At 66.4% G+C, this 23081-nt stretch carries 27 protein-coding genes; 15 read left to right on the forward strand and 12 right to left on the reverse strand.

The window, feature by feature from the left end; translation table 11 throughout:
- The 11 genes from ASE96_RS19765 to ASE96_RS17530 form a co-directional block, all read left to right on the forward strand.
- Positions 1-248: FG-GAP repeat domain-containing protein (locus ASE96_RS19765; RefSeq protein WP_326952838.1), on the forward strand; the 248-nt coding region annotated here is incomplete at both ends.
- A 339-nt stretch (positions 249-587) separates the two neighbouring features.
- Positions 588-1181, forward strand: a complete 594-nt coding sequence (locus tag ASE96_RS19285) for a DUF6994 family protein (RefSeq protein WP_156367658.1) — start codon at positions 588-590, stop codon at positions 1179-1181.
- A 411-nt stretch (positions 1182-1592) separates the two neighbouring features.
- Entirely contained in the window at positions 1593-1946 is a 354-nt protein-coding gene (locus ASE96_RS17490; protein WP_056433413.1) for a hypothetical protein, read from the forward strand.
- Positions 1947-2040: 94 nt separating this feature from the next.
- The gene (locus ASE96_RS17495; RefSeq protein ID WP_056433416.1) at positions 2041-2940 is read left to right on the forward strand and encodes a potassium channel family protein; all 900 of its coding nucleotides are present in this window, start codon (positions 2041-2043) and stop codon (positions 2938-2940) included.
- 33 nt (positions 2941-2973) lie between these two features.
- Positions 2974-3723 (forward strand): ArsR/SmtB family transcription factor, encoded by a 750-nt coding sequence (locus ASE96_RS17500; RefSeq protein WP_056433419.1) that lies wholly within the window; start codon positions 2974-2976, stop codon positions 3721-3723.
- 207 nt (positions 3724-3930) lie between these two features.
- Positions 3931-5649, forward strand: coding sequence for a helix-turn-helix transcriptional regulator (locus ASE96_RS17505; protein ID WP_056433422.1), 1719 nt, complete (start codon positions 3931-3933; stop codon positions 5647-5649).
- Between the two features lie 89 nt (positions 5650-5738).
- The gene (locus ASE96_RS17510; protein ID WP_056433425.1) at positions 5739-6038 is read left to right on the forward strand and encodes a hypothetical protein; all 300 of its coding nucleotides are present in this window, start codon (positions 5739-5741) and stop codon (positions 6036-6038) included.
- Positions 6039-6078: 40 nt separating this feature from the next.
- The gene (locus ASE96_RS17515; protein WP_056433428.1) at positions 6079-7254 is read left to right on the forward strand and encodes a flavin-containing monooxygenase; all 1176 of its coding nucleotides are present in this window, start codon (positions 6079-6081) and stop codon (positions 7252-7254) included.
- 73 nt (positions 7255-7327) lie between these two features.
- Positions 7328-7780, forward strand: coding sequence for an SRPBCC family protein (locus ASE96_RS17520; protein ID WP_056433431.1), 453 nt, complete (start codon positions 7328-7330; stop codon positions 7778-7780).
- A 58-nt stretch (positions 7781-7838) separates the two neighbouring features.
- Positions 7839-8420 (forward strand): histidine phosphatase family protein, encoded by a 582-nt coding sequence (locus ASE96_RS17525; RefSeq protein WP_056433434.1) that lies wholly within the window; start codon positions 7839-7841, stop codon positions 8418-8420.
- Between the two features lie 53 nt (positions 8421-8473).
- Positions 8474-9232, forward strand: a complete 759-nt coding sequence (locus ASE96_RS17530) for a DinB family protein (RefSeq protein ID WP_056433437.1) — start codon at positions 8474-8476, stop codon at positions 9230-9232.
- A 52-nt stretch (positions 9233-9284) separates the two neighbouring features.
- On the opposite strand, the gene ASE96_RS17535 is transcribed toward ASE96_RS17530, so the two are convergent.
- The gene (locus tag ASE96_RS17535) at positions 9285-9704 is read right to left on the reverse strand and encodes an ester cyclase (RefSeq protein WP_056433440.1); all 420 of its coding nucleotides are present in this window, start codon (positions 9702-9704) and stop codon (positions 9285-9287) included.
- Positions 9705-10066: 362 nt separating this feature from the next.
- Here ASE96_RS17535 and ASE96_RS17540 point away from each other — a divergent pair, with 362 nt between their 5' ends.
- On the forward strand, positions 10067-11149 hold the full coding sequence (locus ASE96_RS17540; protein WP_056433443.1) for a glycerophosphodiester phosphodiesterase family protein: 1083 nt from the start codon (positions 10067-10069) through the stop codon (positions 11147-11149).
- A 132-nt stretch (positions 11150-11281) separates the two neighbouring features.
- On the opposite strand, the gene ASE96_RS17545 is transcribed toward ASE96_RS17540, so the two are convergent.
- From ASE96_RS17545 to ASE96_RS17585, 9 genes are all read right to left on the reverse strand, one after another.
- Positions 11282-11662: a VOC family protein gene (locus ASE96_RS17545; protein WP_056433445.1), complete on the reverse strand. Its 381-nt coding sequence runs from the start codon at positions 11660-11662 to the stop codon at positions 11282-11284.
- 303 nt (positions 11663-11965) lie between these two features.
- On the reverse strand, positions 11966-13324 hold the full coding sequence (locus ASE96_RS17550; RefSeq protein WP_056433449.1) for an MFS transporter: 1359 nt from the start codon (positions 13322-13324) through the stop codon (positions 11966-11968).
- A gap of 76 nt (positions 13325-13400) precedes the next feature.
- Entirely contained in the window at positions 13401-14003 is a 603-nt protein-coding gene (locus tag ASE96_RS17555; RefSeq protein WP_056433452.1) for a class I SAM-dependent methyltransferase, read from the reverse strand.
- Between the two features lie 84 nt (positions 14004-14087).
- Positions 14088-14855: an amino acid ABC transporter ATP-binding protein gene (locus ASE96_RS17560; protein WP_056433455.1), complete on the reverse strand. Its 768-nt coding sequence runs from the start codon at positions 14853-14855 to the stop codon at positions 14088-14090.
- Positions 14852-15889 (reverse strand): amino acid ABC transporter permease, encoded by a 1038-nt coding sequence (locus ASE96_RS17565; RefSeq protein WP_056433457.1) that lies wholly within the window; start codon positions 15887-15889, stop codon positions 14852-14854. The genes ASE96_RS17560 and ASE96_RS17565 overlap by 4 nt, the downstream gene beginning before the upstream one ends.
- Positions 15890-15895: 6 nt before the next feature.
- Positions 15896-16798: an ABC transporter substrate-binding protein gene (locus ASE96_RS17570; protein ID WP_056433460.1), complete on the reverse strand. Its 903-nt coding sequence runs from the start codon at positions 16796-16798 to the stop codon at positions 15896-15898.
- Between the two features lie 115 nt (positions 16799-16913).
- The gene (locus ASE96_RS17575; protein WP_056433463.1) at positions 16914-18254 is read right to left on the reverse strand and encodes a diacylglycerol/lipid kinase family protein; all 1341 of its coding nucleotides are present in this window, start codon (positions 18252-18254) and stop codon (positions 16914-16916) included.
- A gap of 83 nt (positions 18255-18337) precedes the next feature.
- Complete coding sequence (locus ASE96_RS17580; RefSeq protein ID WP_056433466.1) at positions 18338-18673, reverse strand: cupin domain-containing protein; 336 nt, start codon at positions 18671-18673, stop codon at positions 18338-18340.
- Between the two features lie 140 nt (positions 18674-18813).
- Positions 18814-19119: an acylphosphatase gene (locus ASE96_RS17585; protein WP_056433468.1), complete on the reverse strand. Its 306-nt coding sequence runs from the start codon at positions 19117-19119 to the stop codon at positions 18814-18816.
- A gap of 198 nt (positions 19120-19317) precedes the next feature.
- Between ASE96_RS17585 and ASE96_RS17590 the strand changes: the two genes are divergently transcribed.
- The 3 genes from ASE96_RS17590 to ASE96_RS17600 all read left to right on the forward strand — a co-directional run bounded on the left by ASE96_RS17590 (position 19318) and on the right by ASE96_RS17600 (position 21365).
- The gene (locus tag ASE96_RS17590) at positions 19318-19581 is read left to right on the forward strand and encodes a YegP family protein (protein WP_056433471.1); all 264 of its coding nucleotides are present in this window, start codon (positions 19318-19320) and stop codon (positions 19579-19581) included.
- Between the two features lie 169 nt (positions 19582-19750).
- Positions 19751-21028 (forward strand): MFS transporter, encoded by a 1278-nt coding sequence (locus ASE96_RS17595; RefSeq protein WP_056433474.1) that lies wholly within the window; start codon positions 19751-19753, stop codon positions 21026-21028.
- Positions 20991-21365, forward strand: a complete 375-nt coding sequence (locus tag ASE96_RS17600) for an ArsR/SmtB family transcription factor (protein WP_056433477.1) — start codon at positions 20991-20993, stop codon at positions 21363-21365. Before ASE96_RS17595 ends, ASE96_RS17600 begins: the two co-directional genes overlap by 38 nt.
- 34 nt (positions 21366-21399) lie before the next feature.
- Here the strand turns inward: ASE96_RS17600 and ASE96_RS17605 are convergent, their stop codons facing one another.
- The gene (locus ASE96_RS17605) at positions 21400-22188 is read right to left on the reverse strand and encodes a hypothetical protein (RefSeq protein ID WP_056433480.1); all 789 of its coding nucleotides are present in this window, start codon (positions 22186-22188) and stop codon (positions 21400-21402) included.
- Positions 22189-22192: 4 nt separating this feature from the next.
- The gene (locus ASE96_RS17610) at positions 22193-22903 is read right to left on the reverse strand and encodes a hypothetical protein (RefSeq protein WP_082492835.1); all 711 of its coding nucleotides are present in this window, start codon (positions 22901-22903) and stop codon (positions 22193-22195) included.
- Between the last annotated feature and the right edge of the window lie 178 nt (positions 22904-23081).

A 23081-nucleotide genomic window follows, 5' to 3' on the forward strand; every position in this document is an offset into this window, starting at 1 on the left:
GCCAGGGACAACACCGGCGTCCTGTGGTTCTACCCCGGCAACGGCAAAGGATCCTTCCTCACCCGGGTACGAATCGGCAGCGGCTGGAACGCCATGACATCCATTACCGGCACCGGAGACCTCAACGGTGACAGCCGGGCCGACCTGCTRGCCRGGGACAACACCGGSGTCCTGTGGTTCTACCCCGGCAACGGCAAAGGATCCTTCCTCACCCGGGTACGAATCGGCAGCGGCTGGAACGCCATGACNGCCAGGGACAACACCGGCGTCCTGTGGTTCTACCCCGGCAACGGCAAAGGATCCTTCCTCACCCGGGTACGAATCGGCAGCGGCTGGAACGCCATGACCGCACTGACATGACTTAGACAGCCAGGCCACCGCTCGGGTCTTCTAAGCTGCGAGACGCCCGGAGCAGACATGAGGAAAGAGGACAGGGGGTCATCGGCCAGGTCCTCTCCCACGATGTTCATCCCGGCACGGACGCAGCACTCGATTCCTACGAGGCCGCGGAGGGTGGCTGCACTAAGGCGAAGGCACCTAGCGTGTCGACGGGACCCGACGTCGGCCGCTCCTGCTAGCTTCAGCTCATGAGCGAGCTTAGAGAGATTGACGTCGACTACAATTTCTTCGATGACACTCCGGCGGGTAAGGATCCCGACAGTCACAGCCCCACACTCCGGCGATACCACCAGCTCCTATGGAGCAAGCCGCTCCCTGACGGGCGGCCGTTCGAGCTTCACGCTGGGCGCGCTCGCTCACCGTATCTTGTATATGAAGGAGACGGCACGAGAATTGTTCTCGGAAGCGACACGATTGCGACGCGGCATCGAAGGAAATTGATCCACCTCTACGCGCAGCTTCCAGACGAGGTCAACGATGCGTTTCTGCGACGCTCGTACACGATCTGCGGCTTCATGATCTTCCCAGTCTCTCAGGGCAGCCTCAACCAGAATCGAGGCACTCATCCCCGGATCCAAGACCGATGGGACTTGACCCTCGAAGCGATCCGGCGCTTCTACGAGGGTGGCACGAGTCCCCTGGCCACGACCATGGATCGTTTTGCGGGCTTTTTCGCGCTATTCGGCTCCTTCGACGGATACGTCAAGCATTTCCATCTCGGCGACTTCGTAGATGAAAGTGGTGCAGTGCGCTTCTTGCTCCCTTTCGACAACTTCGAGTAGCCGGTGCTGCCCTCCGACGTCCCAACATACGCTCGTTACCGTCTGGACAGTCTGGAATTATTTGAGGCACGCCGCCAGCGCATCCTGGACGCGACCGGGTAGTTGCCGCTTCGCGCTCGGCTGATCACCGAACCGGTACGAGGAGCACCGCGAACGACGGGCTCAGTTCCCGGGCAGGGATGTCCCTCCAAGGTAAGGGCGCCGAGCCGCTGGCGTAATTCAGGACGCCCCGCCGTCGCACACGGTCATTTCAGCAGAAGCGGCAGGCCGGGGGTCATCCGCGCTGAGCACCACGGAAGCGGACAATACCGCCACCGCGGCTTCCTCGCCCAAAGCGGAACCGCCGGACCTTCACGGGCCCCGTATATAGACTGCTCGGGTACGTGTCCCTCGACTTATTAGGAGAAGTTCATGAGCTACAGCGGAAGTCCGTCCGAGAAGCCGGTGGCAGCCGGCGACCTGGACCGCAGCCATATCGGTCAGACTGTGAGCTTTGAACCTAACGACTTCACAGTTGTCTTCGGAACACTCTCCGGCGTCGCCCGGACGGACGCCATGGTGTACCTGTCTCTTCAGGGCGTGGGCGGCGGCACCCATCTGAAGGACGAGTACGACTTGCCTGTCGGCCACAACGTCTACGTTCAGATGGATCCCCTGAGCAGTGCCAGCAAAACGCTCTCGGAGGCGGAACGGGTCATCAAGGAGAAGTTCGACGAGATCAAGAAGAATCTCCGGGACCGGGAACAGAAACCCGGTTCCGAGTAACCTGGATCCAGCCAGCGAGGGACCCCGCAGTGCCCGGCACTGCGGGGTTCCTCTGTTTGTCACTATGCCCAGGGCGCCGCCCATAAGATGAGGCATGGACTTCGAGGGCACGCTCTGGACGGTTTTGGGGGCCGGGCTGGTCCTGCTGATGCTCGTTGATGTCTTTCGTACGCTCCTTTACCCGCATGGCTCTGGTCCTTTGGGCCGGGCGATCATGCGCGGATTCTGGCTGGTGTCCAGAAAACTGCGGGGCCGGGGCTCCTTCATCGCGGCACCTTTGGCCATGGCCGCTGTGATTGGAGCCTGGGCAAGCCTGGCGGCCATCGGCTGGGCCCTGCTCTATCTGCCCCAACTGCCGGCCGGCTTTGTTCACGGACCCGGAGTTCCACAGCGGGGCGACTTTGCGGAAGCGCTCTACATCTCCCTTGTCACGCTTTCCACTTTGGGGTTCGGCGACATCGTGCCGGCGAATCCGCTGCTCAGGCTGGTTGTGGCCCTCCAGGCCGTCACCGGCTTCGGGCTGCTGACGGCAACGGTCACCTGGATCCTGCAGATGTACCCGGCCCTGAACCGCCGCCGGACCCTTGCCCACCAGCTGAACCTGTTCAGGGAGGCTGCAGGTCCGTCGGGTGTACTGTCGCTGGACCCCGGGCATGCTGCCGGACTACTGGAATCAATGGCCGGAAACGTGGCGTCGGTGAGCATAGATCTGCTTGCGTTCCATGAAACCTATTACTTCCGTGAAATCGAGCAGCGCGGCTCCCTGCCCGCCACTGTGGCCTACGCCCAGGACCTGGCATCCCAGGCCCAGCACAGCGACAGCCTCGAACTCCAGTTCGCCGGACGGATGCTCCACGCATCGCTGGACGCTCTCGCGGAGGTCCTTCGCGGCAAATTCGGCCATACAGGAGCCACATCGTCCGCCGTCTTCGACAGCTACGAGCGACACCACCGACACCTGCGGCGCGGGAAACCGGACACGGACGTACCCTAGACATGTGACCAATCAGTCACCTATTCTGGAGCTGTGGACGCCGTATTCAAGGCCCTTGCCGACGCCACCCGCCGCGATCTCCTGGATGAACTCTTCAGGAACGACGGGCAGACCCTCCACGCTCTTGAGGCCCGCTTCGAGATGACCCGCTACGGCGTAATGAAGCACCTCAAAGTTTTGGAGGACGCCGGCCTGGTGGTGACCCGCCGTCGGGGGCGCGAGAAACTCCATTTCCTGAATCCGGTACCCATCCGGCTGGTCCACGACCGCTGGGTGAGCAAATATGCCGAACCATGGGCCGCTGGCCTCAGCGACCTCAAAACCAGATTGGAAAGTCCCATGGAAAAGATCTTCGAAATCTATATCAAGACCACCCCGGAGCGGCTCTGGGAGGCCATCACGGACGGCGAGATCCGCAGCAAGTACCAGTTCGGGTCCGTCATCACCTCGGACTGGACGCCGGGATCCCGGTTCGAGATGGCACCCAAGGGCGGCGAACCCCTGGGCGAGGGCGAAAACCTGGAGGTTGACCCGCCCCGCCGGCTCGTCCAAAGCATGCGCGCGCTCTGGGGCGAGGACGTCAAGGCCGAAGGCACGTCCCGGATCACCTGGGAGATCGAACCGGTGGGCGATTCCTGCCGCCTGACCGTCACCCACGACCAGCTCCGCGAAGGCGCCAACGACCAGCTCTACGGCGGCTGGCCGATGATCCTCTCCGGCCTGAAGACCTGGCTGGAAACCGGTGAACTCCTCACCACCCCCGGCTCCCTGATGTACACCTGAGGCGGGCCGGCGAGCGCCGGCCGGACGCCGCCGTCGTCGTTGAATCCCCGGGCCTACGGGCGCCTCGACCGAGCACCTTGCCGCCCCTAAACCCCGGCTGTAGCCTGAAAAGCAGATGACGGGCCACGCCGCCCACCACCGGTTCCGGGAGGGCCGGGCGGGCTGTGCCCACAGGCTCAGACCCGCCACCGGGAACGGGGAGGCGCGATGTCTACACTCGCAGACGGCCGGGAAGCCTACGCCGCACGGCGCTGGCCGGACGCCGTCGGGCAGTACACCGCCGCCGACCAGGACGAGGAACTTCCCGCCGGCGATCTGGAACAGCTGGCCATCTCCGTCATCCTCACCGGCCGGGGCTCCGAGGGGGTGGACATCCTGGCCCGGGCGCACCTGAAGTACCTCGCCGACGGCGACTACCCCGCGGCCGCCCGCTGCGCCGTCTGGACCGGAATGAACCTCATCCTGCTGGGCGAACCGGCCCGCAGCGCCGGCTGGCTGGCCCGCGCCCGCCGGATCGTCGAGGACCTGCCCGAGCCCTGCCCCTTCGAGGGCCTGCTGTCCGTCCCTGTCGGGCTGGGCGCCCTCTACCAGGGCGACGGCGCCTCCGCCGCGGAAGCCTTCACCCGGACTGCCGAGCTGGGTCGGGCGCGCGGCGACGCTGACTCGGCGGCCCTCGGAACGCTGGGCCTTGGGCAGGCAAAGATCATGCTGGGCGAGTTAGACGACGGCCTGGCCCTGCTCGACGAAGCCATGGTGGCCGTCACCGTCGGGGAAATCTCCCCGATCCCCGCCGGGATCATCTACTGCGCGGTGATTGAAACCTGCCATCTGGCCTTCGATCTGCGCCGCGCCCACGAGTGGACGCGGGCGCTGGACCGGTGGTGCGACGCGCAGCAGAAGCTGGTGGCGTTCAGCGGCCAGTGCCAGATGCACCGGGCCGAGCTCTACCGGCTGCACGGCGCTTGGACCGAGGCGATCGACGCCGCCAAAACGGCGCAGGACCTCGCCTTCCGTGGCGACCGGATGGCCACCTACGGCGGCTTCTACCAACAGGCCGAAATCCACCGGCTCCGGGGCGACTTCGACGACGCCGAGGCCGCCTACCTGCACGCCCAGGACACCGGTTTCCCGGCGCAGCCCGGGCTGGCGCTCCTGCGCCTGGCCCAAGGCAGGCCGGACCAGGCCCAGTCCCTGCTCCGGCAGGCCATGGACGGCATCGACCCCGCCTACCGGCGCCTGATGCTCGCCGCCCGGGTGGAGATCGAACTGGCAGCAGGCGACGCACCGGCAGCACGGGCCGCCGTGGAGGAGCTGGACTCGCTGTGCGCCTCGATCGACATGCCCCTGCTGCACGCTCTCGCCGAGCAATCCCAAGCCGCTGTCCTGTTCCACGACGGCGACCCCGGGGCTGCCTTGGTCCCGCTACGCCGTGCATGGTCCCGCTGGCTCAGCCTCGACGCACCGTTCGAGGCGGCCCGTTGCCGCGCCCTCCTGGCCAGGGTGTGCGCCGCGCTCGGAGATGAGGAATCCGCCCGGCTGGAGCGCGAGGCGGCCCGGGTGGTCTTTTCCGAGCTGGGCGCCGCGCCGGCACTGGCGGAGCTTGAACTGGCGGGGCCTGAACTGGCGGAACCTGAGCAATCGGCGGCCGCAGCGGCGGACGCCCGGACAGCCCCGGCGCCCAGCACCGGGAACGGCCCTCATCACGCCGCCGATGCCGGGCCGCTCACCGCCCGCGAAACCGAGGTGGTCCGGCTCGTCTCCGCCGGACTGAGCAACCGCAACATCGCCGCCGAGCTGTTCATCAGCGAAAAAACGGTGGCCCGGCACCTGAGCAATATCTTCACCAAACTGGGGCTGACCTCCCGGGCCGCGGTCACGGCCTACGCCTACCAGCACGGACTCGCCCTGACCTCCCGCCCTGCATAAAAGTACCCATACCCGGGTTCTCCCCCGCCCCCAAGAAATGGGTGATTCGCCCGATTCGCCGCGACGCTGCGAAAAATAGCGTTAATGGCATGAACGTTTCAGTGCTCGCAGGAATGGTGTCCACCGGCCTCTTCGCGGTGAGCTACCTGCCCATGCTGCTCAAGGCCCTCCACACAAGGGATCTTGACTCCTACAGCCTCGGCTACCTCGCGCTGAGCAACGTCGCCAACGCAGTGCACTCCATCTACGTCTTCAGCCTCCCGCTGGGGCCGATCTGGCTGCTGCACTTCTTCTACGTCGTCGCCTCCGCGCTGCTGCTCATCTGGTACCTGCGGTTCCGGTCCGGACCCGCCGACCACTCGGCACCGCGGCAGGCACAGCGTTCATAACCACCCCACTGCAGATGCAACTCCAAAGGAGTCACCCACCATGAATACCACCCCAGCAGCTGACACCGCCGGCGCAGCCGGCACTGGCACAGGCGGCACTGGCAAAGTCGGCCCTGCCGCCGTCGACACCGTCATCATCGGCGCCGGTCAGTCCGGACTGGCGCTGGGCTACTACTTGGCGCAGCAGCGCCAGGACTTTGTCATTCTCGACGCCGGCACACGGGTTGGCGATGCGTGGCGGAGCCGCTGGGACTCGCTGCGGCTGTTCACCCCCGCCAAGTACAACGGCCTGCCCGGCCGGCCCTTCCCGGGCGACCCCCTGGCCTTCCCCACCAAGGACGAGCAGGCGGACTATCTAGAGGACTACGCTTCCCGGTTCCACCTGCCGGTCCGGCCCAACACGGCCGTCACCCGGCTGAGCCACGACGGGCAGCGGTTCCAGGTCACGGCCGGGACGCGGCGCTGGACGGCGGCGAACGTCGTCCTCGCCACCGGCGCCTGCCAGCTGCCCAAGACGCCGGGCTTTGCGGCGGACCTGCCGTCCGACGTCATGCAACTCCACTCCCGCCACTACAAGAACCCGACCCAGCTGAAGCCCGGCCCCGTCCTGGTGGTGGGGGTGGGCAACTCCGGAGCGGAGATCGCCCTGGAGACCAGCCGCACGCATGAAACCTGGCTGGCCGGCAAGCCGAGTGCCGAGCTCCCGTTCCGGCACGGCCGGGCCGCGGCGCGCTTTGTGTTCCCGGTGGTCCGCTTCGCCGGGCTGCATGTGCTGACCACCAACACGCCGGTCGGACGCAGGGCGCTGCCCAAGATTGCTGCCATGGCCAGGCCGCTGATCCGCACCAAGCTCGCGGACCTGCGCGCAGCCGGGGTCCACCTGGTGCCGCGGGTCACCGGAGTTGAGGACGGCGACGTCATGCTCGACGCCGGCCTACGCCTTCCGGTGGCAAACGTCATCTGGTGCACCGGCTTCACCGAGGCCTACCCCTGGCTGGACATCCCGGCGCTGCCCGTGAACTGGCGGGAGCAGCAGCACCGCGGGATCGTGGACGCCTTGCCGGGCCTGTACCTGCTGGGGAAGGAGCTCATCTTCGCAGAAGCCTCGGAAACCCTCCCGGGCGTGGGCCGGGACGCCAAATACCTGGCGAAGCAGCTCGCCGCCACCCGGGCTCCGCAGCACGCAGCGAAGGCGCAGACCGGGCTGGCGGCATAATGCAGTAATTCAGACAGTCGGCTGACCGCCCGATCCGCTTCCGTTCGCGTCCGCAGGGTGCCAGAGTTGAACTATGAACGAGGAAACCGGCGGACTGGTCCTGAACCTGGAATGCACCCTCGATGCTCCCCCGGAAGAAGTCTTCAGGATGCTGACGGAATCGACCGAACTGGCGAAGTGGTGGGGTCCGCAGGGCTTCACCATCCCGGCAGCCGAACTGAGCCTCACAGAAGGCGGCCGCTACCGGTTCCGCATGGCGCCGCCGGACGGCGAACCGTTCCATCTCGCCGGCGAGTTCCTGGAGATCGATCCGCCATGGCACCTGGTGTACACCTTCCTATGGGAGGAACCGACGCCGGACGACCGGGAAACCGTCGTCGACCTCTCGCTCGGGACTACCGGCGAAGCCACACGCCTGGCGCTCTCGCAGGGACCGTTCCTGACGGAAGAGCGGGTGGACCTGCACCGCAACGGATGGACCGAATCGTTCGAGAAATTGCAGGCGGTACTGAACAGCCGCACCTGAGACGGTCCCGCGCCCCTGCGATGTCCGGTTCCACCGCCCGCCAAGGCAGACTGGAACCATGACCGTTACAACCTTTGCGCTCATCCGCCACGGCCAGACCGACTGGAATGCGCAGCGCCGGCTGCAGGGATCCACCGACATTCCGCTGAACGACATCGGGCGTGACCAGGCGCGGGGCGCCGTCGAAGCCCTGGCCGGGCACGGGTGGGACACCATCGTGTCGTCACCGCTGAGCCGCGCCGCGGAAACCGCCGACCTGATCGCCGCCGGGCTCGGGCTCACCGTGGCCCGGCGCGTCCCGGACCTCGCCGAGCGCAGCTTCGGCCCCGCAGAGGGCCTGCAGCAGGGTCCCGAGCTCGATGCCCTGCGCACCCCCGGCGGTTTCCACGGCGCCGAAGGCGAGGACGAGGCAGCGGGCCGCGGTCTCGCCGCACTGGAAGCGCTGGCCGAGGAGCTCCGCGGCGGCCGCATCCTGGTGGTCACGCACGGCTCGCTCCTCCGGGTGAGCCTCAGCCGCGCGGTCGGACGCACCCTGCCGAGCGTCGACAACGCCGTGCTCAACCTGGCCCACCACCATCCCGCAGACGGCTGGAACCTCGAATACTTCAACGGCGAGCGGCTGACCGCCGCCGTCGGCTGACCACTTCCGTATTTCTCGTGCGTCCGCGGGAAAATCGTGGGACAGTTTTCGCCATGGCAGCTTTCAATCAGTCCGACGACCTCCATGGAGCAGAATTCGTCGACGTCAACCTGCACGGAGCCCGGTTCGTCCGGTCTGACCTGTCCGCCGCGGTGATGCGGGGGGTGGACGTGGGCGGGGCAGACATCGACGCACCGTGGCTGTTCGACGGCGGGAACGCCCTGCGCGTCAACGGCGTCGATGTGGCCCCCTTCGTCGAGGCCGAGCTCAACCGCCGTTTTCCCGGCCGCTCCGAGCGACGCGCGGGCGATCCGGACGGTCTTCGTAAGGCCTGGGCCACACTGGAGGGTACGTGGTCGGCGACGCTCGAGCGCGCGGCGGCGATGCCGGCCGGCACTGTCGATATCTCGGTGGATGGTGAGTGGTCATTCGCCCAGACGCTCCGTCATCTGGTCATGGCCACCGATACATGGCTGGGCCGGGCCATTCTGGAGATCGAGCAGCCGTATCACCCCGCAGGTCAGCCAAACTTTGAGTACGAGCCTGACGGTTACGACATGTCAGTCTTCTCGACGCCGGCACCGTCGTATGCGGAAGTGCTCGAGGTCCGGGCAGGCCGGGTAGCCATGGTGCGCGACTTCCTCGCCGCTGCAACCCCGGCTGACCTGGCCAAGGTGCGCAAAAATCCCTGGGGCCCCGACCATGCGGTGACCATCCTGTCGTGCCTGCACACAATTCTTAACGAGGAGTGGGAGCACCACCGCTACGCCGTGCGTGATCTGGAGGCGATCGAGGCGGGTCTCGAGGATTAGAACGTGAAGCCCGACGGCGGCGGTTCCGGCCGCCGTCGTGCTTCGGTTTTACTCAGGCCATAGCCATGGCGCCGATCTGCTGCATGAGCTTCATGTTGTCCGTGGTGCCCCAGTGCTCGGCCACCTTCCCGTCCTCGACACGGATGATGTCCGTGCAGTCGAACTCCACGCTCTTGCCGGTGGCCGGGATGCCGGCCAGCTCGCCACGGTGGGTGCCCGTTAGGATCACGTGGCACGCCTCCATATTTCCGGCGCTCAGCGAGGGCGCGATCTCCTTGACCTTGATGTCAGGGAACGCCGACCGCATTGTGTTGACGAAGAATTTCACGCCGTCCCTGCCGGCCGGTTGCCCCGGGAAGCCCTCTTCGTGATCGACATAGCTGTCCGTCGCCAGCTCATCGACCAGGGCGACGTTTCCGCTCTCCATGACATCCTTGTAAAACCGCTCTATCAGTCCAATACCTTCCGACATTTCCGACTCCTTATAGGCGAGAGACCGAATTGGATCCCCAGCGCCTTGTCCGGGCACACCACACGACCCCACGCCGCCAAACCGCCATTTCCCAGCGGTCGGCGCCGCGTGGAGCGCCGAGAGAGACTGTAAAAAGTGATGTTAAACGGGCGGAACGCTCCGTTAAGGCCGAACTTATTCCGGCGGTTTGGGTGTGTCAAGATGCCGTGGCTACCGCGTTTGCAGCGGTCCCGGCCTACCCCCGGCGACGAAATGTTCACCCGGGATCCAGTTCTCCGAACGACGCCGTCCACCTCGCCTCCCTAGGGTGGTCGGGTCGCCGGCGGAGCGCCGGCAACCGTCACCCAGGAGGAACCATCACCATGCGCACAGTCCTGACTGCCGCGGCCGCCGCCGCGCTCATCGCCTCTCTGGCGAGCCCCGCCGTCGCCGCTTCACACCCCGAAGCTGGCTCAGCGCCGTCGTCGAACGCTGCCGGAACCGCTGCCGCCGAGGCACCAGCCGGCGTCAAGACCAACCAGAGCAACGGGTCCTTTGACCTGCAGTCGCACCGGGGAGGCCGCGGCGAGTGGACCGAGGAATCCCTGGCCGCCTTCGCCAACTCGCTGAAACTCGGCGTGACCACGCTGGAGCTCGACACCCACCTGACCGCCGACGGGAAGGTCATCGTCTGGCACGACGACACGATCCAGGCCGACAAGTGCCAGGACACCGCGCCGGTCACTCCGGGCGACGCCGCTTTCCCGTATGTCGGTGACCGGGTTGCCGAGCTGTCGCTTGCCCAGATCAAGACGCTGGACTGCGGCTTCACCCAGCTCAAGGGCTACCCGGAGCAGGACGTGATCGAGGGCAACCGGATCGCCGAGCTCCAGGACGTGTTCCAGCTGGTGCGCGACGCCGGCGCCAAGAAGGTGCGCTTCAACATCGAGACGAAGGTGGAGGACGGGATGTCCGGCGGCGAGGGCATGGTGGCGCTGACCACGGCCGTGGTCGCGGAGATCCGGGCGTCCGGCATGGCGGATCGCACCACCGTGCAGTCGTTCGACTGGTCATCGTTGAACCTGACCCAAGAGATCGCCCCGGAGCTGCCGCTCGTGGCCCTGTCCAGCGGCGATGCCTGGCTCGAGGTCGGCCAGCCCGGCGCCAGCGCCAACCTCGGCGGCATCGACATCGATACCTACGGCGGATCCCTTGCCAAAGCCGCGGCCGCCCAGGGCTACGACGCCGTCTCCCCCGCCTTCCGCTCCGTCACCCCCGGGATGATCACTGAGGCGCACGAGCTTGGCCTGCCGGTGGTCCCCTGGACCGTCAACACCACAGCGGACATGACACGGCTGATGGACCTCGGTGTGGACGGCATCATCACCGACTACCCCACCCGCCTGCGCACCGTCATGGAAGAACGCGGACTGAAGCTTCCGAAAGCCTACGAGCTCAAGGGCTGATCCCTGCCTCCGGGCGCCGCGTCCTTGACGCTGGTGTCCACGCTGGAACCGGCTCCCTCCTTGAAGGTGGGGGCCGGTTTCGTTGCCGTCCGCAGCAAGGCTTCGCGTGGCGGATCGACGCCAGCCTCCGGCCTACGTGCGCTGAGCGATGTTGAGAATGTTGCCCTCGCTGTCCAGGAACCAGGCGGACCTGCCCCAGTCAGCGGTGGCAACGCCGTTCTCCGTCTTCAGACCGGGAAAATCGTAGTCTTCAAAGACGACGCCACGGCCCCGCAGTTCCTCCATCTCGCGGTCGAGGTTGTCCGTTTCCCAGCCCATCTGGGTGTTCTTGGCTGAACCAGCGTTGTCGGTCTGATAAATGAGGAAGCCCGTTCCGTTGCCGCAGCGGTACATCACGCTGCCCTCTTCCATGGACTCGGAGGGTTCGATGCCCAGCTTGTCCCGGTAGAAATCCTTGGCCCGGTTGATGTCCTTCGCGGGGAGGACAGCCATGATGTTTGAATCCTTCAGCATGATGATCTCCTTGTGTGCATTAATGTGTCGCAGCGATGGCGATGCTCTCCCCCCGCTTTCGGTCCCCGAACGTCCCTGCCCGGACCCGTGACCGCCCGTCGCGCCGAGTTCCGGGGCAGCCACCTGGGACTCTATGGTGCCGCCCCAGCCATCATCGGCGCGAGGGTCCCCGAAGCTTATGTGGACATTATGGACCGACTTGGGCCTGCGGAAACAGAGGATCAGAAACGCTGGCGAAAGACGGCAACAAGGGGACGACGGCGGCAGCCACACCGGGGCATCAGGCGCCCCAGGACGCCGTGACTAGCGCCGTTCCCGCCAGAGCAGCGACACCGCCAGCACCACGCCTCCGAGCCCCAGCATCACCGTGACCACGAGCCCCCAGTTGGCCTGGTTCACGCCCGTGCCGTAGAAGATCCCGATCAGGACCGTCGCCATGATCGCCCCGAGGTACCGGCAGGTCTGGAAAATCCCGGCGGCCACACCGCGCTCCTCCGGCCGGGTGGAAAGGTACATGCCCTGGTTGTAGGCGATGCTGGCCACCCCGTACGGCACACCCAGCAGTGCGGTGAGCGCAATGACCAGCGGGATGGCGAACGAGGCGGTCAGCAGCCACATCGCCGCGGACGCCACCATGAGCATGACGACGCCGGTGACCAGCACGCGTTTGACCCCGAACCGGTCCATCGCGCGGACGGCCACCGGCGTCGACACCACCGAAACCGCGGCCAGCGGCAGCACCAGGAGTCCGACCACGCGGGGATCATAGCCGCCGGCTTCCTGCAGCAGCTGCGGCAGGCCGAAGAACGCGAAGTAGTAGACGCAGCTGAAAAGGGCGAAGCCCAGATAGACCAGCAGCAGCGGCCGGTTCCTGCCCAGCAGCCGCAGGTCCAGGAACGGCGGGCTGAAGCGCAGCTCGCGCCACACGAAGAGGACGGCCAGCAGTGTGCCTGCGCCGAGCAGCCACCAGCGGTAGCCCGGCAGGACGTTGAGCAGCGCCATCATCACCAGGACCATGGAGCCGATGAAGGCCAGGATGCCCGGAATGTCCGAGTCCCGCAGCAGTTCCGACGCCGAACCGCGTTCCCGGGCACCGTCCGCAGGGGCGAAACGGCGGACCAGGATGATGGCAGCCAGGGCCAGCGGAACGTTCAACACAAACAGCGCCTGCCAGCCGACGAAACCCACCAGCAGCCCGCCCACCACCGGCCCGACGGCGGCCGCGGACGTGTTGGCCATCTGGATCCGGCCCAGCGGCCGGCTGGACTTCACGTTCGCCTGCTTTGCCAGGGCCCCGACCATCACGACGGCGCACGGGTACGCGGCCGCCGTGCCGAGGGCCATGACGGCACGGGCCACGCAAAGCACCGCGAAGTTAGGCGCAAACGGAGCCACCGCGCAGGTCACGGCCACCAGGACCATGCCCAGCTCAAACAGTCGCCGCGGTCCGAACCGGTCCGCCAGCCGGCCCATGAGCGGCTGTCCCGCCGCGGAGGTGAGGTAGAAGGAGGTGATCACCCACGTGACGGTGGCGACGTCGAGCCCGAAATCCTCACGCAGCACCACCAGCGCGACGGCGATCATCGAAGAGTTCAGCGGGTTCAGCGCCGTGCCCAGGCTGAGTCCTGCGACGGCCAGGCCCGTCCGGGGAGAGTTGCTCACGGCAACAGTCTGTCCCAGACTGCCTGCCAATATCGAACCCACCGACACAGTCCGCGGCGCCGGGCCGGCTGCTACCTCACGGCCTGCGGGCGACGATGTCGTAAATGTGCCAGTGCTTCGGCCCCCGGAAGGACTGCCCGTCGTCGTCGTACACCTCGAACTTCAGGATCTGCAGGCCATCAAAGAGCCGCCGTGCCGCGTCTTCCGTGTGGAAATTCCATTCCGGGACGTCGGCCCAAGTGTCCCGGTCACCGAACAAGTTGACGGCCACGACGCCGCCGGGCCCGAGGGCGCCCAGCATCACGGTCCAGAACGTCCCGAAGTGATCCGGGTGGATGAACGGCAGTGAATAGCCGGCGAAGATGAGGTCCGCCGGCGGAAGGGCGCGGAGTTCCTGGAAGGTCCGCACGTCGATACTGAGCCGGCCGTCCGCGTCCGCCGGGACGATCGCCAGCAGCCGGTCCCGGGTGTCCGGAAGGGAGTCGACGGCGTGGACCCGCCAGCCGTCCCGCAGCAGGGCCAGCGTTTCCTTGCCCGCGCCGCACCCCAGATCTATGGCCTGGCGGCCGCCGCCCGGACCGGCGAGCGCCATGGCGTCCAGGCAGAGGGAGCGCACGGGACGGGTTGCCTGGGCCGCGTTGTAGTCAGCCCAGACCTTGGTGCCCGCGAGGCTGTCCACAGGTTCATTTTTCCACTCGGGCGGCGGCGAAGCCACAGGTCCCGGTTGGGCCCCAGCCCGACCCCGCACGGTCAGATGTCCATGTCAGAGAACCTTGGAAAGAAAGGCCTTGGTCCGGTCGTGCTGCGGATCGCTCAGGATCTGCCGGGGTGGGCCGGCCTCCACCACCACGCCTTCGTCCATGAACACCAGTGTGTCCGCCACTTCGCGGGCGAACCCCATCTCGTGGGTCACCACGATCATGGTCATACCGCTCTTCGCCAATTCCTTCATGACGTCGAGCACCTCGCCCACCAGTTCCGGGTCCAGGGCACTCGTCGGCTCATCAAAGAGCATCAGCTTCGGGTCCATGGCCAGAGCACGGGCGATAGCCACACGCTGCTGCTGACCGCCCGACAGGTGTGCCGGATAAGCATCCCCCTTGTCCGCCAGGCCCACACGCTCCAGCAGCTCCATGGCCCGGGCCGTGGCTTTGGCCTTGGAAAGACCCTTCACCCGCATGGGGGCCAGGATGATGTTTTCCACGGCGGTCAGGTGCGGAAAGAGGTTGAACCGCTGGAAGACCATCCCGATCTCCTGGCGCTGGAAGGCTGCTTCCTTGAGCTTCAGCTCGTAGAGCTTGTCCCCCTTTTGACGGTAGCCAACCAGCTGTCCGTCGACCGAAAGGCGGCCGCCATCAACCCGTTCCAGGTGGTTGATGCACCGCAGGAACGTCGATTTACCGGAACCGCTGGGCCCCACAATGCAGAGCACCTCCCCGGCGTCGACCTCGAGGCTGATCCCGCGCAACACCTTATTGGTGCCGAAATTCTTGGAAACCCGTTCCGCAAGCACCATCGGCGCGTCCGTCATCCTTTTCCTCCAAAGTCTGTGCCGAGCGGTGGGGCGGGCGTACCGGGGACCGCCGTCGGCGCAGGTGCCGGCGTCGCCGGCTCCTTGCCCGTCTTGAGCCTCCCGGTTCCGCGCGAGAACCGCTTTTCAATGAAATGCTGCCCAACCATCAGGACGGAGGTGAAAAGCAGGTACCAGAGCGAAGCCACGATCAGCAGTGGCACCGGAGTGAACGTCACGGCGGAAATACCGCGGGACACCCCGTAAAGGTCAATGCTCAACGGGATCGCGGCCACCAGCGAGGTGGTCTTGAGCATCGAGATCACCTCGTTGCCGGTAGGCGGAATGATGATTTTCATCGCCTGCGGAACCACGACGTACCGCATAGTCTGTCCCCATGACATCGCCAGCGCCGTCGAGGCCTCTTCCTGACCCTCATCGACTGAGAGCAGGCCGGCCCGCACGATCTCGGACATGTAGGCAGCCTCGTTGAGTGCCAGCCCGATCACGGCGGTAATGAAGAGGTTGGTGAACACTTCATTCGGGACTGTGACCCACGGCTCCATGAACGGAATGCCCAGCGTGAACACGGGATAAATCAAGGACACAATGCCCCAGAAAACCAGCTGCACGTAGACCGGGGTTCCCCGGAAGATCCAGATGTACAGCCAGGCGATGCTCTTCAAAACCGGGTTCGGCGAAAGCCGCATGATGGCCAGCAGCAGTCCGATGACGATCGCGCCTATCATCGCGTAGATCGTCAGCCATAACGTCACCCACGCAGCCTGGCTGATCCGGCGATCAAAGATGTACTTGCCCACGTCCGACCAGCCATAGTCGGAGCGCTGGGCCGCATCCAGCACAAAGACCGCCAGCCCAAGGACGAGGAGCACCGCCACCACGTTCCGCCACGGGTGCCTCAGCGGGATTGCGACGATCGCCTCTGGCGGCGCGTCGTCCGCGTCCCGTCCCCTGCCAGCACGCGGTTTCCGGCCGGACTCCCGGTTGCCCCCGGGTTCCGCCTCAATCATCCGGTCCGATTCCGGCTCGCTCATCTGCTATCACCCTTTGGCTGCCACGTTGAGGTCGGCCGTCTTAACTCCGCCGGCTTCCACGCCCCACTTTGACAGGATCTTGTTGTAGGTGCCGTCGTCGATCAACGACTGGAGAGCCTTCTGGAGGACGGGCGTAAATTCGCTGCCCTTGGCCACGGGGATGCCGTAGGGTGCCACTTCGAAGGCGTCGCCGGCGGTCTGCAACTTCTCCTTGGTCTTGGAGATCGCGTAGAGGGTAACGGGCGAATCGGCGCTCATCGCGTCCACCTGGCCGACTACCAAAGCGTTGGTGGCCTGGTCCTGGGCGTCGTACTTGAAGATGGTGATGGCGGGTTTGCCGGCGTCGGTGCAGGCCTTCGACTTTGCGGGTACCTCGTGGGTGTCCTCATAGGTGGTTGCCTGGACGGCGACCTTGAGTCCGCAGGCGTTGTTGGGGTCCACCGTTTTTCCCTTGGGGGCGGCCCACTGGATCCCGGCGGAGTAGTAGTTGACGAAATCGACCTGCTTTTCGCGTTCCAGGGTGTCTGTGAAGGAGGACATGCCCATGTCATCCTTTCCTGCCTTCACCGCCGGAAGGATGTTGTCGAACGTGCCGATGTCGAAGTTGACCTTCAAACCCATGACTTGGCCCAGGGCGTTGGTGAGGTCCACAGACCAACCGGCCGGCGCACCGTTGTCGTCCTTGAACTCGTTGGGCGGGTAGTTGTTCGCCATGCCGACGTTCAGTACGCCGGCGCTCTTTATTTTCTCCGGGAGCATCGAGGCAATGGAGTCATTCTTTTTCACCTCGATGGCGTCCGCGGTTCCGGATGCCCCGCCGGTGGCGGCCGGTTCGCTGTTGTTGACGCAGCCGGAGAGCGCGAGCGCTGTAGCGATGGTGAGGACGGGGAGAACGTATCGGGTGCGCATGGTTTCCTTAGTTGTTCAGAGAATCACTAGGTTCCCGCAAGTCTGCGGGAGGAGGGCACTGCGTGCCTGCAAGCTCAGAACTCGCTAATGCGTGTTGCGCCGACGGTGCGTACAACTAAGCCACGGCGTGCGCCGCCGTCCGGCGCCCCCACGCGAGTTCGCGGAGCCGGATCAGGTCCAGCGCCGGCTGGGCGGGCGGGACGCCCGGACGCTTCCGGGGAACGATGACGCGCAGGGCGGCGGGTTCGATGGTGCACCGCACCGGGGTGGCAAGCATCAGCGCCTCCCCGTCCACGCCGACCGGGATCTCGGGCACATCGGCGTCGACCATCACCTCCACCGCGGTGCGCTGGATCAGGCCGCGCTTGGTCGCCCGGCGCAGCAGCCCGACGGCTTCACGGGTGCTGGAGGCGGAGAGCGCCACGGCACCGAGCACGCCGCGGTCGAGCCGGGTGCGGCGGCCCAGGCCCGCGAGGTCGTGGCTGCCGTACGGGCCGTTGCTCACCAGCACCGCCTGGGGCCCGTCCACAGTGGTGCCGTCGATTTTGGCGTGCAACCGCGCGCCCTTGGCGCCCTTGATGAGGTCCGGAAGCATCTGCAGCACGGTACCGGTCTTGTCGTCGCGGTACTCCGGGCTTTGCACTACCTCGGCGTAGACCCCGAAGGAGGAATTGTTGACGAAGGTGCGCCCGTTGATCTTGCCGAGGTCGACGTGCAACTCCACGCCGTCGCGGAGGGCATCCAGGCAGCCCGTGGGGTCTTCGCGGTCCAAGCCGAGGTCCAGCGCGAAATGGTTGCGGGTGCCAGCGCTGATCACCAGGAAGGGGAGGTTGTGCTCGGCCGCGATGCCGGCCACCAGGGCCTGGGTTCCGTCACCACCGGCGACGCCGAGCAGATCGGCGCCTCGTTCCACCGCGTCCCGGGCCAGCACCGCGACGTCCACCTGCCCCGGTCCCTCGAGGAGCGCCACCTCGGCACCCAGCTCCTCTGCCTTGCGCTGCAGATCGAACTTCACCACCTTGCCCCCGCCGGACCGCGGGTTCATCACCACAAAGGGGTGCTGCCATGCGGGGGCGGGGTACTCGGTCATTTTCGACCCCTCCCGGCGCTCCCGAAGGGCAGCGCGGGCACACACCACCGCCACGAACACTAGCCCGACGGAGATCAAGACCTCCAACAGCAGGCCCGCCTGGACGTACAGGAAAACGACCACCAGCGGGGCCAGCACCGCCAGCGCCAAGGCACACCAGCGCAGAAAACCGCGGCTGATGAGGAACCAATAGATGCCGGCCACCGTCACCACAACGCCGCCGGCACCGGTCAGGAGCAGGGCAACAGTGCCCGCCACGCCTGCCGCCACCAGCGGAACCACCGCCGCGCAGAACAGCGCGACATACGCGGCCCTCGCCCACCACCGCCGGGTCTGCGGGACGTCTTCGAAAGGAATGACAGTCATATCCTGCTCCTTGCGGTTTTCCGGCCCCGGCCGAGCGCCTCGCTGGCTGATCGCGTCGCCCGGTCCCGGCTGCGGCTGTGCCGTCAGGTTTTGATTTTCGCGACGGTCATCAGGATCGCCGAGTCCTCTTCCGCTTCCAGGCTGTGCAGCCCGTCCGGCACGATCAGCAGGTCCCCGGCCTTGCCCTGCCAGGATTCCTTGCCCGCACGCAGCCGGACGCAGCCGCGGAGGACGAACACGGTGGCTTCGCCCGGATTCTGGTGCTCGCTCAGCTGCGTCCCCGCCCGGAACGCCATCACCGTTTGCCGGAGGGTCTTCTCATGCCCGCCAAACGCAGTGTCAGCAGCACGTCCGCTGGGTGCCGCCACCGCAGCCGCAATCTGCTGCCGCGCGAGGGCATCCAGCGATATCTTCTGCATGGGGACACCCTACTCAGAAACAGGCTCCCTGCCGAGGGTCCTTTGCCCCGTTCTGGCCGGGCCGGATGGCATACCTTGGTAGCTGCTCCGGCACGGCCTACCCTGAAATCAACGGCCGGTGGCGCGCCCTGCCTCAACCCCTAATACACCACCCGGAAATTGCTGAAGGCTCCCGTGGCCCGGGAGATCGACTCATCCACGTTGTCCACCCGTCCCGGCGCGTCCGGCGAGCGCAGCCAGCGCCGGAATTCCAGCACCACTGACTGGGGCCCCTCCGCCGCGATGCCGACTGTGCCGTCGGCATTGTTCCTGACCGTGCCGGTCAGCCCCAGCTCCTCGGCCTTGCGCACGGTCCAGTAGCGGAAGCCGACTGCCTGCACCACACCGTCCACCCGCGCCGTCAGCCGGACCCACTCACCGGAATCGCCCTTCGGAAACTCAGCCATGCCCCAATCTAACGCCCCGCACGGAGACCACCGCCAGAGGACTGTCGCACCTTCCACATAGGGACCTTCGCCCCTTACCTTCCGCAGAGCAGAGTAGGAATGATGGTCAAGTGCTGCGGGGACGTGTCGAGAAAATGGCATGGCACATGGACGTGTCTTAACCTCCCGCCGCGCTGCATTGCCGAGAGGACAAAGACGATGGCAGGACAATTCGAAATCTTCACGGACGCTGAGGCGAACGTCCGTTTCCGGCTCCTCGGCGCCGACGGAACGGTCTTGGCGATCTCCAAGGCCTTCGAGGACAAGCGGGCCGCCGCGGAGGGCATCACGGCAGTCCGCGAGTGCGCCGGCACCGGCCTGATCAAGGAAGCCCGGTCCAACGCCTGGGGCGGCACAGGCACCACCCGGGCGGGCCTGCCGAAACCGGCGCACCGCCGGCACCGGCATATCCCCGCCGTCTAAGCGGCGAAGCAGCAACCTTCCGGGCGGCCGCGCCCGGCGTAATCGGTAGCAGCAACGCGAGCAAGTGCTGCCTGCCGGCGTCGAACGCCCCTGCCGCGGTTGCTGAAAGGCATGATGACTCCTGACGCATATGTGCACACTCGTGCACATATGCATCTATGATGGCTGAATGCTCTCAGTTCTCAAAAACGGTACCTACCTGCGGTTGTTCGCCGCGCAGGTTGTGGCACTGATCGGCACCGGTCTGTTGACCGTGGCGCTGGGCCTGCTCGCGTTTGATCTGGCGGGAAGCGACGCCGGGGCAGTGCTGGGCACGGCGCTGCTGATCAAGATGCTGGCCTATGTGGGCTTCGCCCCGGTGGTCAATGCCCTGGTGGCCAGGTTGCCGAAGAAGCCGGTGCTGATCGGTGCGGATCTGGTGCGCGCGGCGATGGCTCTGTGCCTGCCGTTCATCACGGAGGCCTGGCAGATTTACGCGGTCATTTTCCTGCTGCAGTCGGCCTCGGCAACGTTCACACCGGCGTTCCAGTCACTCATCCCGACGGTGCTGAAAGATGAACGGGACTACACCCGTGCGCTGTCCCTGTCCCGGCTGGCGTATGACATGGAAGCGCTGGTCAGCCCGGCCGCGGCCGCTCTGCTGCTGACCGTTCTGAGTTACAACAACCTGTTCCTGGGCACGGTGGCCGGGTTCCTGTTCTCCGCCTTCATGGTTGTGATCACCGCGCTGCCCCGCGTCGAGGCACTGGACGGGCCCGTGATGTCCGTATGGCACCGGACCACCCTCGGGGCCCGCATCTTCTGGCGCAACCGGCGCCTGCGGTCCCTGCTGGCGCTGAACCTGGTGGTCGCGGCACCAACGGCCCTGGTGCTGGTCAACACCGTGGTCTACGTCCGCGATGTCCTGCGCCGCCCGGACACCGATCTGGCCCTGGCCCTGGCCTGCTTCGGTATCGGCTCCATGCTGGTGGCGGTGTTCGCGCCCCGGGCTTTGGAGCGGTTCGGGGACAGGGCAGTGATGCTGACCGGCGCCGTCGTGATTCCGGTGGCCCTCGGCGGTGCCACTGCGCCCATGTTCCTGGCCCCGCCCGGCACCGGGTGGTGGCTGCTCCTGGGGCTGTGGTTCGTGCTGGGGGCGGGGAACTCGACCATCCTGACGCCGTCCGCCCGGCTGCTGCGCGACGCGTCAACCGAGGCCACCCGGCCGTACGTATTCACGGCCCAGTTCTCCCTCTCCCACGCCTGCTACATCGTCGCCTACCCGCTGGCCGGGTGGGTGGGCGCCGCCGCAGGGCTGGGCTGGGCAGCACTGTTACTGACAATCCTTGCGATACTGGGCAGTGCAGGAGCTTTCCTGTCCTGGCCCGGACAACGCACCCGGGGAGCAGGAACCCGCGAGGAGGACACCGTTGAGCAGCCAGCCGAACGTACCGCCGCGCGCTCCTGAGGAACCCTCGCTCGTCCACGCGGTAGCGCCCGGAGCGGAACTGCTGGAGACCGCCGCCGGAACTCTGCGGATGCTGGCCGAACCAACCCGCCTGCACCTGCTCTGGCAGCTCGCCCAGGGCCCAAAGTCGGTCACCGAACTGACGACGGCGGCCCAGGCGCCCCGCACGGTGGTCAGCCAGCATCTGGCCAAGCTCAGGCTCAGCGGCATCGTGGACACCCGCAAGGACGGCCGGCGCGTCATCTACTCCCTGCATGACGGCCACCTCATCCGGCTCATCCAGGAAACCATCAATCACGCCGACCACAAGATCACCGGCGAACCCGTCCACGACTGACGAGTCCCCAGACGGCGGCCCTCTACGGCGATTTCTACCGGGAGTCCCCCGACGGTGTGGCGCTGCCGGTCGGCGCATCGGCCGGGCGCAGGGACGTGATCATCTTCCGGATGTCCTGGTACTCCGGCGTCGACGCGTACAGCTTGGCCTTCTCCAGATACGGCCGCTTGGGGTCGCCGGGCGTTGTGTTGTTCTCCGGGTTGTACGTCCCGCCGAAGAACGCGCCGCTCGGCGGCCACAGAAACAGGTGGAACATGGGGCACGCCAGCTCGCCGGGCTCCTCGGGGACCAAGGTGATGCCGTACGCCGCGATGGTGGATTGTGTGGATACAGGATCCGGGTCGTCGCCCCGGGACTCGAAGACGTAGCGGGGCACCCCGCCGTCGGCGCCCCCGCCCTCGGCGAGGGCCACCATCGGCTCCGAATCGTAGACCTCGTACGGGGTCTTCCCGACACATTCCGCGCCGGTGACAATGTTGGTCCGCAGGCCGGCCATCGATTTCCCCTCAGCGTTCAGCACGTCCACGAACTCTCCGCCGAGCGCCCCGCCGGGGTCTTTGACCGTCCAGCCCGCGGGGTAGTCGAACGACAGTCCCGCGTCCGTCGTCGTAAACGTCTTCCAGCCCGACGACGGCGTCCCCTCCTCGGACGGCGACCCGGCCGGCGTCGTGGGTGACGGTGTTGCGGCGCTGCTCTGGGCCTGGCTCGTGGGAGGAGCCGGCTCCGGCACCAGGCCGCAGGACGCCAGCAACAGGACCACCCCGATGGCGGCGCCAACAGTGGCGCCCAGGGTGGCGCCGGGCGATCCGGCCGGCTTCCGCACGTCCCTACTTTCCGGCCGGCCGCAGTGAAGTGATGGCCTGCTTGACGTCTTTGTACTCGGTGGTGTCCATATATACCTCGGGGGTGTCCACATTCTTGGGAGCCCCCGGGGTGGTGTCGAACGGGTCATAGATGCCGCTGAACATGGCACGGTTGGGCGGCCAGGTGAAGTAGTGGGAGATGGGGCAGGCCGTGTCCCCGGCGGGTTCCGGCTCGGAGGTGATCCCGTAGGCCAGAGTAAGGGACTTCGACGGATCCTTCGATGTCGGGTCAGTCCGCCCCTCGTACACGAACCTGGGGGTCGTTCCGTCCTGTGCCAGCGCCGGGACGGGCTCGGTGTCGTACACCATGAACGGGAACTTCTCCGGGCACTCGGCGCCCGAGACCATGCCGGTCCGCAGGGTGGCCATCGTCTTGCCGTAGTCACTCACCAAGGCCACAAACACACCACCTTCGGCAGGCGGCCCGGCCGGGTCCACGATGGTCCACGCCTCCGGGTAGTCGAATGCGAGCGTACCGTCCGACGTCGTGAAGGTCTTCCATCCCGCCGGGACCGTGACGGGAGGTGAGGTGGCCGCCGATGGCGGGGCGCTCGCCGTGGCGCTGGTGGCCGGCGGGCTGGTGGACGGGGCCGCCGACGGTGTCCCGCATCCCGCGAGGACGGCCGCCGCGCAAACAGCGGAAATGACTGTGGCCAACGATGCGGCTGGGCGCATGACACCCTCCCCCTGGGAATATTCAGTGATTGGACCATTCTGGGGGCTTTCGGCGAGGAAACTAGGGCCTTTGGACCCTTGGTGTCCCCCTGTGCAGGCTCCGCGGCCGCGGAGTCCCCGGCCGTGATGCTTCCCACGTTGAGTGCCTCCTGATTTCAGTTGGCCGCGGAAGCTTGCT

Origin of the sequence: Arthrobacter sp. Leaf69, from assembly GCF_001422645.1 — a bacterium.
GTDB lineage: Bacteria > Actinomycetota > Actinomycetes > Actinomycetales > Micrococcaceae > Arthrobacter.

Coding starts and splice junctions, on each gene's coding strand:
- ASE96_RS19285 (WP_156367658.1), top strand. CDS start 588: ATGAGCGAGCTTAGAGAGATTGACGTCGACTACAATTTCTTCGATGAC.
- ASE96_RS17525 (WP_056433434.1), top strand. CDS start 7,839: ATGACCGTTACAACCTTTGCGCTCATCCGCCACGGCCAGACCGACTGG.
- ASE96_RS17540 (WP_056433443.1), top strand. CDS start 10,067: ATGCGCACAGTCCTGACTGCCGCGGCCGCCGCCGCGCTCATCGCCTCT.
- ASE96_RS17575 (WP_056433463.1), bottom strand. CDS start 18,254: ATGACTGTCATTCCTTTCGAAGACGTCCCGCAGACCCGGCGGTGGTGG.
- ASE96_RS17570 (WP_056433460.1), bottom strand. CDS start 16,798: ATGCGCACCCGATACGTTCTCCCCGTCCTCACCATCGCTACAGCGCTC.
- ASE96_RS17520 (WP_056433431.1), top strand. CDS start 7,328: ATGAACGAGGAAACCGGCGGACTGGTCCTGAACCTGGAATGCACCCTC.
- ASE96_RS17610 (WP_082492835.1), bottom strand. CDS start 22,903: ATGCGCCCAGCCGCATCGTTGGCCACAGTCATTTCCGCTGTTTGCGCG.
- ASE96_RS17510 (WP_056433425.1), top strand. CDS start 5,739: ATGAACGTTTCAGTGCTCGCAGGAATGGTGTCCACCGGCCTCTTCGCG.
- ASE96_RS17565 (WP_056433457.1), bottom strand. CDS start 15,889: ATGAGCGAGCCGGAATCGGACCGGATGATTGAGGCGGAACCCGGGGGC.
- ASE96_RS17515 (WP_056433428.1), top strand. CDS start 6,079: ATGAATACCACCCCAGCAGCTGACACCGCCGGCGCAGCCGGCACTGGC.
- ASE96_RS17495 (WP_056433416.1), top strand. CDS start 2,041: ATGGACTTCGAGGGCACGCTCTGGACGGTTTTGGGGGCCGGGCTGGTC.
- ASE96_RS17595 (WP_056433474.1), top strand. CDS start 19,751: ATGCTCTCAGTTCTCAAAAACGGTACCTACCTGCGGTTGTTCGCCGCG.
- ASE96_RS17560 (WP_056433455.1), bottom strand. CDS start 14,855: ATGACGGACGCGCCGATGGTGCTTGCGGAACGGGTTTCCAAGAATTTC.
- ASE96_RS17490 (WP_056433413.1), top strand. CDS start 1,593: ATGAGCTACAGCGGAAGTCCGTCCGAGAAGCCGGTGGCAGCCGGCGAC.
- ASE96_RS17505 (WP_056433422.1), top strand. CDS start 3,931: ATGTCTACACTCGCAGACGGCCGGGAAGCCTACGCCGCACGGCGCTGG.
- ASE96_RS17580 (WP_056433466.1), bottom strand. CDS start 18,673: ATGCAGAAGATATCGCTGGATGCCCTCGCGCGGCAGCAGATTGCGGCT.
- ASE96_RS17590 (WP_056433471.1), top strand. CDS start 19,318: ATGGCAGGACAATTCGAAATCTTCACGGACGCTGAGGCGAACGTCCGT.
- ASE96_RS17530 (WP_056433437.1), top strand. CDS start 8,474: ATGGCAGCTTTCAATCAGTCCGACGACCTCCATGGAGCAGAATTCGTC.
- ASE96_RS17545 (WP_056433445.1), bottom strand. CDS start 11,662: ATGCTGAAGGATTCAAACATCATGGCTGTCCTCCCCGCGAAGGACATC.
- ASE96_RS17585 (WP_056433468.1), bottom strand. CDS start 19,119: ATGGCTGAGTTTCCGAAGGGCGATTCCGGTGAGTGGGTCCGGCTGACG.
- ASE96_RS17535 (WP_056433440.1), bottom strand. CDS start 9,704: ATGTCGGAAGGTATTGGACTGATAGAGCGGTTTTACAAGGATGTCATG.